The sequence below is a fragment of the Bacteroides sp. 43_46 genome, assembly GCF_001915455.1.
Classification (GTDB): Bacteria; Bacteroidota; Bacteroidia; order Bacteroidales; family Bacteroidaceae; genus Bacteroides; species Bacteroides caccae.
Window position 1 is genome coordinate 1 of the sequence record NZ_MNQN01000069.1, and the last position, 8600, is coordinate 8600.

The window sequence follows — 8600 nt, forward strand, 5'->3', positions numbered from 1 at the left end:
TATCATAGCAGATAGCAACAAGAGTCGGATGTTTCTCCTTTATGTAAGCAGATGCCATATTGCCTAACTCTTTGGGAGTCTTGTTGTAATCGGCCACATGATAATGATAGCTTAGAGAAAGTGTATCTACTAAATACTTGATTCCGTTCCATTCATACAGGCAGCCGATCTCTGCTTTCGGACGGGCATCACGCAGTAATTGGAAGATAGTGGGGAAGATTCCATTCTTGTTTAAAACACGTGACGGAAGTTCCGGAGTTTTAGATCCCCATTCGGTGTATCCGTGAAGTTCGGGACCGGCTCCCATAAACATGGATGCCCAGTTGATAGCACTGGACGAAGGAAGTGCCGAGCGTTTTTTGAGCGTGTAAGCTCCGTCTTCCATTAGTTTCTTGACATTGGGCATGTCTGCTTTAGGCAAGCTGTAAGCTCCCCAACCGTCCAGTCCGATGAGAACAACATGTTTGGCTTTGTCTTTTCCTTTGGCATTGCAGGAGAATGTGAAACAAAAAAGTAGTGCGAATGTAGCAAGTAGCGTAAAAGCGTTTTGTCTATTCATGATATTTTCCATTAAGTAATTAATATTGTTGATTTAATGAATTAAGTTTTCTCATGTATTATTTTATTAGACAAAGGTAGAGTTATTCTGTTGGTGGAACAAATACAATCTTAGCATTAACTCATACTTTTGCATTTTTTATTTCAAACTCAGCCGGAAGCTTTTTTATCTATGTATTATAAATCAATACCACGGTATATGCTACATAGCAGAGTATCATAATGCTTCCTTCTATCCGTGTGATTGTCCGTTTGGCGAAGATCGCAGCAGGTTCTTGATTTTCGTGGAATTTGTGTAGATGATACGCACGGTGAAAACGGAATCTATAATCCCGGACGAGGTTTCCGGTTGGAGACGGCGGTAGATGTGAAAGAAGAAAAAGACAGTTCGACAAAAGAACTGTTGGAACTGTCTGCCAAATACGTGGCGGATAGTGTTTCGCTTGCCCAGAGCTATTTCTATCTTACTTATCTGATAGGTGAAAAACTGTCGGAAGAGAATCTTAATACGATGCAGGTGTATTTTGATGAATTGCAGAAACAAGGAAAGAAGGCGGTATTACGTTTTGCCTACGAGCGGGATTTTATGGGGAGAGCGGCGGTCGGGCCTACCGGAGAGCAGATATTGGAACATCTGGACCAGTTGAAACCTTTTCTGGAGAAAAATAAAGACCTGATTCTGGTGGTACAGGCCGGTATGGTGGGTGCTTGGGGAGAATGGCACAGCTCTGTTCAAGGACTGGAGAACTCAGATGAAACGAAAACTGCTATTTTGGAAAAACTTCTTTCGGTGGTTCCCGAAGAAAGGCAGGTACAGGTAAGGCTTCCTATGTTTAAGAATCTGCTGAAAGATAAGCCGGAGTTATATAAGAGGCTTTCGTTTCATGATGATTTTATTGTGATACGTCCGGATCGTTGGGATGCGGAGTCAAAGAATCGCCTTATTTGGTGGTCGATGGCGAGTTGCCTTGGGGATTCTGGAGTGTAGGTGCCGATCCCGACAGTCCTTCGGCGGGTTGGATTATTGACGGATTGCAGACAGCAAGACGTCTGTTCCTCCAGCACTTCACCTCATTGAGCGTGATACATAATTATAAGGAACAACACCCCAATAATAAGTTTGACGAGAATAATCCTCCTGAATATTCAATGGTAGTCTGGAAGAAAACCATGATAACGGAAGATTCTTTGCATCAGCATCATATGCCTGTATCCGACAGTTATTTCCAAAAGAAAGATGGTACGAAGGTGGAACGTAATATGTTCGATTATATACGCGATCATTTGGGGTATCGGATTGAACTGCAATCTCTTCGGATACCGAAAGCGTTGGAAGCAGGAAAAGACAATCTCCTGAACCTGAGTTTGATAAATAGAGGGTTTGCTACTGTGTTTGGCGAACATCCGGTCTATTTCGTACTGATTGACGATAAAGGGAAAGTCATGGAATTTCCGACCGAAGCAAATCCGTTGGACTGGCAACCGTTCCAGCCGGAAGATTCTACATATACGCCGTTGACGCATTCCGTTGATTTGTCTCTCAGATTGCCGGATTCGGTTGCTCCCGGAAAATATAGGTTAGGGTTGTGGATACCGGACGGTTCGGAAAGGCTGAAATATAATTCCCGTTACGCTATCCGTTGTGCGAATGGGGATACTACCTGGGCGATATCCGATGACGGAAAATATGGCGTTAATGTATTGACGATTGTCGAGGTGAAATAAATGTTAGTTTACTTTTTATCTATGTATTATAAATCAATACCACGGTATATGCTACATAGCAGAGTATCATAATGCTTCCTTCTATCCGTGTGATTGTCCGTTTGGCGAAGAATCCGAACAGCCAGAGCAGGATGCACGAGCCGACCAGTGTGAGCAAGTCGAAGTTGGTGATTCCGCTAAGGTGGAGGGGAGTAATGCTGGCGCTGCATCCCAATACAAAGAAGATATTGAAGAGGTTACTGCCGATTACGTTTCCGATAGCTATTTCCGGATTCTTCTTTAGTGCGGCAACGATAGAGGTGGCAAGTTCCGGCAGAGAAGTTCCCCCGGCCACCAGTGTCAGGCCGATGATTGACTCGCTGACGCCCAGATTGCGGGCGATACCCGTAGCCCCGTTAACAAATAATTGTCCTCCGTAAATTAGTGCAGCCAGCCCTCCGATAATATAAAGAACCGATTTCCACCAGGGGAGCAATTTTATCTCGTTCTCTTCTTCCGGTACGGGATGTTCTTCCTGTCCCCCTGTGGAGGAGGGCTTGGAAGCGATAGCAAATGTATATCCCATAAAGATAGCGAAGAAACAAAGCAATAACAGTCCGTCTACCCTGTTCAGGATATTTTCCGGTGCTTTATCCAGAAAGACGTCATTGGCGCAAACCAACAGGACGACAGAAGATAGAATGCAGAGCGGAATCTCTTTTTTGAGTGTATTCCGGGTGATGACAATCGGAGCGAATAAAGCCGTGCAGCCTACAATCATCAGTGTATTGAATATATTACTTCCTACCACATTACCTATGGCAATGTCCGCACTGCCTTTAAGAGCAGAAGACACACTGACGGTGAGTTCGGGGGCAGAAGTACCGAACGCGACGATAGTAAGCCCGATAACAATGGAGGGGATACGGAGACGTTTGGCAACTGAAGCAGCCCCGTCCGTGAGTCCGTTAGCTCCTAGAAGAATGAGGATTAATCCTCCGATAAGAAACAGTATATTCATGTTTTTTTCTCTTTTAGTGGCAAAGATAATCATTTTCAAAATTGATATGTCAAAAACAATCCGTATGTTTGCTCTGTTTTAGTGAAAAAACAGATTAACCTTAATTCACTGTCAGGGGATATAGGATATGGAAATGAATAAAATGAAACGTTTAGTGTTACTGCTCATTGTACTTTTGGGAACAACGGGAGTACGGGCACAGTTGGGAGAAGCTGTCAAGAAGATATTTGCAGGTGATAGTGTAACTACCGTGCACAACACACCTCTGAACCGGGATTCAGACTCTGTCTATGTGGCCAATCTGCAAAAATCCCTCGAAGCAGCCCGGCTCAACGAGGCGAATATGCGTATGGAAATGGAGCAGATGAAACTGCAAATGGCTGCCGTCGACTCCGTGAAGTACGCCCGGCAGCGTCAACGTATCGATTCTTTGCGACAGTTTACCAAAGGAATCCCTGTGGTAGCCGACGGAGATACCTTATTTTATCTTTTTACCAAACGTGGCGGATACACTCCCCAGCAACGTGCGCAAATGACCGGTGCTGCAATTGAAGAACTGGGAAGACGTTTTAACCTCCGCCCGGACTCCGTGTCGATCGACCATTCGGACATTGTTTCCGATTTGATGTACGGTAACAAGGTGTTACTTTCCCTTACCGATCAGGATGCTTTGTGGGAAGGCATTTCCCGTGATTCTCTTGCGAAGGAAAGACAACAAAACGTTATCACCAAACTGCACGATATGAAAGCCGAACACGGGCTTTGGAGAATGGCGAAACGTGTGCTTTATTTCATTCTGGTGATTGTCGGGCAATACTTCCTGTTTCGCCTGACGAACTGGCTTTTCCGTAAACTGAAAGTACGTATTTTGCGTCTGAAAGATACGAAGATACGACCTGTTTCCATTCAAGGATATGAATTGTTGGATGCCCAAAAACAAGCTAATTTGTTAGTCTTTCTGGCGGGCATCGGGCGGTATATTCTTATGGGATTGCAGTTATTGATTACTATTCCGCTGATTTTCATTATTTTCCCGCAAACAGAAGGACTGGCTTATCGTATATTGGGTTATATCTGGAACCCGATCCGTGGCATTTTTGTGGGTATTATTGATTATATTCCCAAGCTGTTTACAATCATTATTATCTGGTATGCAGTGCGGTATCTGGTACGACTGGTGCACTATCTGGCCCGTGAGATAGAAGCAGGGCGTTTGAAATTCAACGGTTTCTATCCGGATTGGGCAATGCCGACTTTCCATATCGTCCGTTTCCTGCTTTACGCATTTATGATTGCGATGATTTATCCTTATTTGCCGGGTTCTGATTCAGGGGTATTCCAAGGGATTTCGGTATTTGTCGGATTGATTGTATCGTTGGGTTCAAGTACGGTGATCGGTAATATTATTGCCGGGCTGGTGATTACGTATATGCGCCCGTTTAAGTTGGGCGACCGGATTAAACTGAATGATACTACCGGAGATATTATAGAGAAAACACCCCTTGTCACCCGTATCCGTACACCGAAGAATGAGGTGGTTACCGTTCCCAACTCATTTATCATGTCCTCGCATACCGTGAATTACAGTACCTCGGCACGTGAATACGGGTTGATTATCCATTCGGAAGTATCTATCGGATATGATATCCCTTGGCGGCAAGTCAATCAGATATTGATTGATGCGGCATTGAATACTCCCGGAGTGGTGGACGATCCGCGTCCGTTCGTGTTGGAAACATCTTTAAGTGACTGGTATCCGGTTTATCAGATTAATGCTTATATCAAGGAAGCGGATAAGATGACTCAAATCTATTCGGACTTGCACCAGAACATTCAAGATAAATTTAATGAGGCGGGCATTGAAATCATGTCCCCGCATTATATGGCTGTCCGGGATGGAAACGAGACGACAATCCCCAAAGATGACTTGAGAGAAAAATCAGGAAAATAGTTTCTTTACTCTATGATACTTTCTTGATAGATGATGTAATGAGGAAGCTTCTTTCTCATCCGGCAGGAATCAGACTTTCCCGCAACGGATCAGTATTTTCTGTCCATCGTTTAAGGTGCTGGCAAAGAGGTAGGTATCTCCCCCTTCCGCTAACTTGATACGTTTACGGAGTTCTGCCACCGTAGCCGGAAAGTTGCGGACTGTGATATTCGCTTTTTTCAGGTCTGACAGATTCTCCTTTATTTCCTTTTTGTTGAGGCTGCACCGGTTGATGATGCGGAATGTTCTGCCGGGAAAACCTTCAATCTGCGTATCGGAAGTGTAGAGATGACTGTTGGGATGCAGCTTCTTGGCGGAGTAAGCCGCGGCAATGCTGCGGAAAGCACCGGCTTTCAGGAGAGAAGCATTGGGTTCGTACAGATAATTGCCAAGTGTGTCTGTATAGCTGCACTCGCTGTGCTGTTCCTGTTCGCGGGTAAATACGAAGAGTTGTTTTTCCTGCTCTCCTTTTGTGGAGAGGTTTACGCAGTGAACCGGGATTTCTTCCGGTGCTGTCTGTCCGAGTAACAACAGGAGTTCTTTGCATTCGTTATTGACGGAGATGATATGTACCTCCTGTGTGTGCGGCAATTCTTTCAGTGCCTGTGAAAGGTCGAGCATGGGGGAAAGTTTAATCATTATCCGGTTGGCTTTGCTCAACAGGAGTCCTTCGAGCTCGGCCACATTAGGCTCACAGTCGGAAATGGCAACGGTTTTTCCGCCGTGCTCATTGCGGCGGGCGGGGTCGAGAAAGATACAGTCTACCGGAGACATGGCTTCCAGATAGGCTACTCCGTCGTCGTTTCTGACACTTATATGGTTGAGGTCGAGTGCGGGAAAGTTGTGGGCTGCTATGGCGCAGAGTTCTGCCTGACGTTCTACGTAAGTAGCCGATCGGAATCCGGTGGCAAGGAAAGAGCAGTCGATTCCGAATCCTCCGGTCAGGTCGGCCAGAGACTCACCTTGCAGGAGGCTTGCTTTATAACGGGCGGTGATTTCTGAAGAACATTGCTCCAGTGAAAGATGTTTCGGATACCATATATCGTCTATCTCTTTCCAGGAGGGGATTTTCTCGGCTGCGATTTGTCGTCCTGCTATTTGGGTGATAGCAGCCGGTATGTCTACATCGGGGTATTTCCGGGCTTGCAGGGCCAGGTTGCGTACATCGTCGGATTGATGTTCGTTGATAAACTGTCGGGTTTCGGGAGAGATTGGAGTCATAGGTCGTTATTGTTCGGGAAGTGAGATAAATAAGTCTGATGTCCGGATATTGCCTTGTTATTTATGGTATTACCTTATATTTCTGCCTTGCTACATCCCGGCTACAAAAGTTGAAGTGCCACCATTCGCTGGGCAGGGCGCGAAATCCGGCTTCTTTCATTACTCTCCGCAACAGTATCCGGTTCTGCCGTTCCGCCTCACTTATTTTTCCGTTTCGTACCAGTTCACTTTCTTGTGTGATATGGGCTTCTATCCCCAAGTGGTCTACCTTGGTTCCCATAGGCAAGGGTTGTTCGAGAGAATCCTGAATGCTGATGTCTACCGCCAGTCCGTAGTTGTGAAGTCCGCCGCCACGGTTCGGGTTGGAGACGTATTTGTATTTGGGTGTTCCTTTCACTACATTCCACATCTTTTTTTGTACGGACATCGGACGGGCGGCATCGTAGACAACGAGATTGTAGGAAGGATGCAGTTGTTTCAGTGCCTCCTGTGCTTTCACGAGGGCGTATGCTGCGTCGGGATGCAGATAGGCTTCCGACAAATCATCGTAAAGCACCTCTCCGGTGAAATTGTCGGCTTGTGTGTACATCAACTTCACGGTGATACTGCTGTCCAGTTCCGCTATATTGACCAGTCCTAAAGAATCCATGTAGAGAGCCATGGCACTTTTCTTTGGTTGAGGGGCAGGGGAACATTCTTCGCGGGGTTGCATATCATCCGACGGATGTTTGTATTCTGCCATGGTGAGCCTTTCCTTTTCCTTGTGACCGGAAACGGAAGTACATTCTGCCAGAAGCAGACAGAGGACAGGCAAACTATATTTTAGAAATCTCATTCGGGCTTTTGTATTTAGTGCGTCAAAGATACTTCTTTTTGGCTTTAGCTCCAATAAGCTACCTTTAAATCCTGATTGTTGGAGTGACCGGGTGATGCCACGGGGCTGTCACAGTTGTGCCACCCGCTTGGCACAACTGTGACACTTCGATGGCACAACTGTGACAAGCCGGTGGCACAAGGTAGAGGAATAAGGGCTTGTAGCGGCTCTTCCTATCGCTGGATGTTAGCGACTGCTTTCTTCAGATTGGCTGTTCCTTTCCATACGTCAAGCAGGTGCAGGATGTATCCGCTTTCGCTTTTGCTGTTATTGACCGATAGCAGTTCCGCATAGATTTCCCGTTCTTCCCGGTTCAGCCCTTGCAGAAAGGGGATGTTGGTGGTTGTTACTTGCTGTCACAATTGGGTCTTTCAGTATCGAAAGTTGGGCGGGAGTCAGGTTGAAACTGGATTGTACTACGTTGGACAGAGCGATGAGGCAGCGTGCCGTCATATAAGGTTGCGTCAACTTCCCCCAAAAGAAACAGGGAGCGTCTTTTTTCTCTATTTCACTGTATTTGGCGAGGCATAGTTCGTCCTGGTCGGCAGCGCGTTGCAATGCAGACAGAGCGGCGTATTGATAAGAAATGGTATCAGCCATAGTTGGATAAATAGGTATTGGGTTGCTTATTGCCCCAATATAGAAATTTATTTCTTGCAAGAAAAGAAGTTGCGGGATTTACATTACTTCTGAGGGTATGTTTCACATTATAAGTTGAATAATTGAAGTTTGTAGAAGTAATATAACTACAATTCTTTATAATTTTGAACTATTCTTTATACATAAAAATATTATTCTTTATAACTAATATTAAATCATATTCTGCATTTAAATGTAAAATGATACCTTTGTTCGAGATTTAAATACCGTAATGACATAATTTAATTTATTAGATATACCGTATGAGCCATTTGTGAAAATCGCTCCAATATTGTTTGTTTTGTTTGTGTTATCCCATTTTGAGTGTCAAGTGTGACATCAGAATGGGATTTTTATTTTCTCAGATAGAACTCTTTAAAACTTTACATTGATCCAAAACTTGCCCGTCTTTTATGTTGAGCCGCTTTTATTTAAGAATAGACATATAACAAACAAAGAAGCCTTGTAAACATTACATTTACAAGGCTTCTTATGTGGACCAGCCTGGGCTTGAACCAGGGACCTCCAGATTATGAGACTCTAATACTAACCTTGTATAAGGCAGATTGTCAACACATTAATTATCTCTATGT

General features: G+C 44.8%; 5 protein-coding genes and 3 pseudogenes. 2 read left to right on the top strand and 6 right to left on the bottom strand.

Annotated features, from left to right (window positions below):
• Positions 1-559: alkaline phosphatase family protein (locus BHV72_RS06540; protein ID WP_286855307.1), on the bottom strand; the 559-nt coding region annotated here is incomplete at its 3' end.
• A 243-nt stretch (positions 560-802) separates the two neighbouring features.
• Between BHV72_RS06540 and BHV72_RS06545 the strand changes: the two are divergent.
• A pseudogene (locus BHV72_RS06545) lies at positions 803-2283 on the top strand (DUF4874 domain-containing protein).
• 19 nt (positions 2284-2302) lie between these two features.
• Here BHV72_RS06545 and BHV72_RS06550 read toward each other — a convergent pair.
• Positions 2303-3283: a calcium/sodium antiporter gene (locus tag BHV72_RS06550; protein WP_286855309.1), complete on the bottom strand. Its 981-nt coding sequence runs from the start codon at positions 3281-3283 to the stop codon at positions 2303-2305.
• A gap of 127 nt (positions 3284-3410) precedes the next feature.
• Here BHV72_RS06550 and BHV72_RS06555 point away from each other — a divergent pair, with 127 nt between their 5' ends.
• A complete protein-coding gene (locus BHV72_RS06555) occupies positions 3411-5234 on the top strand; it encodes a mechanosensitive ion channel family protein (RefSeq protein ID WP_005676666.1) in 1824 nt (607 codons plus the stop codon).
• 69 nt (positions 5235-5303) lie between these two features.
• Here BHV72_RS06555 and BHV72_RS06560 read toward each other — a convergent pair whose 3' ends face one another.
• From BHV72_RS06560 to BHV72_RS06570, 4 genes and pseudogenes are all read right to left on the bottom strand, one after another.
• Positions 5304-6494 (bottom strand): THUMP-like domain-containing protein, encoded by a 1191-nt coding sequence (locus tag BHV72_RS06560; RefSeq protein WP_122350804.1) that lies wholly within the window; start codon positions 6492-6494, stop codon positions 5304-5306.
• Positions 6495-6555: 61 nt separating this feature from the next.
• Positions 6556-7329, bottom strand: a complete 774-nt coding sequence (locus BHV72_RS06565; protein ID WP_122271755.1) for a M15 family metallopeptidase — start codon at positions 7327-7329, stop codon at positions 6556-6558.
• Positions 7330-7541: 212 nt separating this feature from the next.
• A pseudogene (locus tag BHV72_RS19630) lies at positions 7542-7667 on the bottom strand (DUF7825 domain-containing protein); the annotation flags it as partial.
• Positions 7668-7710: 43 nt separating this feature from the next.
• Positions 7711-7968, bottom strand: a pseudogene (locus BHV72_RS06570) (SWIM zinc finger family protein); the annotation flags it as partial.
• Positions 7969-8600 lie beyond the last annotated feature (632 nt).

Excerpts from the sequence above, each read along its gene's own strand:
- BHV72_RS06560 (WP_122350804.1), bottom strand. The coding sequence starts at position 6,494 with ATGACTCCAATCTCTCCCGAAACCCGACAGTTTATCAACGAACATCAA.
- BHV72_RS06565 (WP_122271755.1), bottom strand. The coding sequence starts at position 7,329 with ATGAGATTTCTAAAATATAGTTTGCCTGTCCTCTGTCTGCTTCTGGCA.
- BHV72_RS06555 (WP_005676666.1), top strand. The coding sequence starts at position 3,411 with ATGGAAATGAATAAAATGAAACGTTTAGTGTTACTGCTCATTGTACTT.
- BHV72_RS06550 (WP_286855309.1), bottom strand. The coding sequence starts at position 3,283 with ATGAATATACTGTTTCTTATCGGAGGATTAATCCTCATTCTTCTAGGA.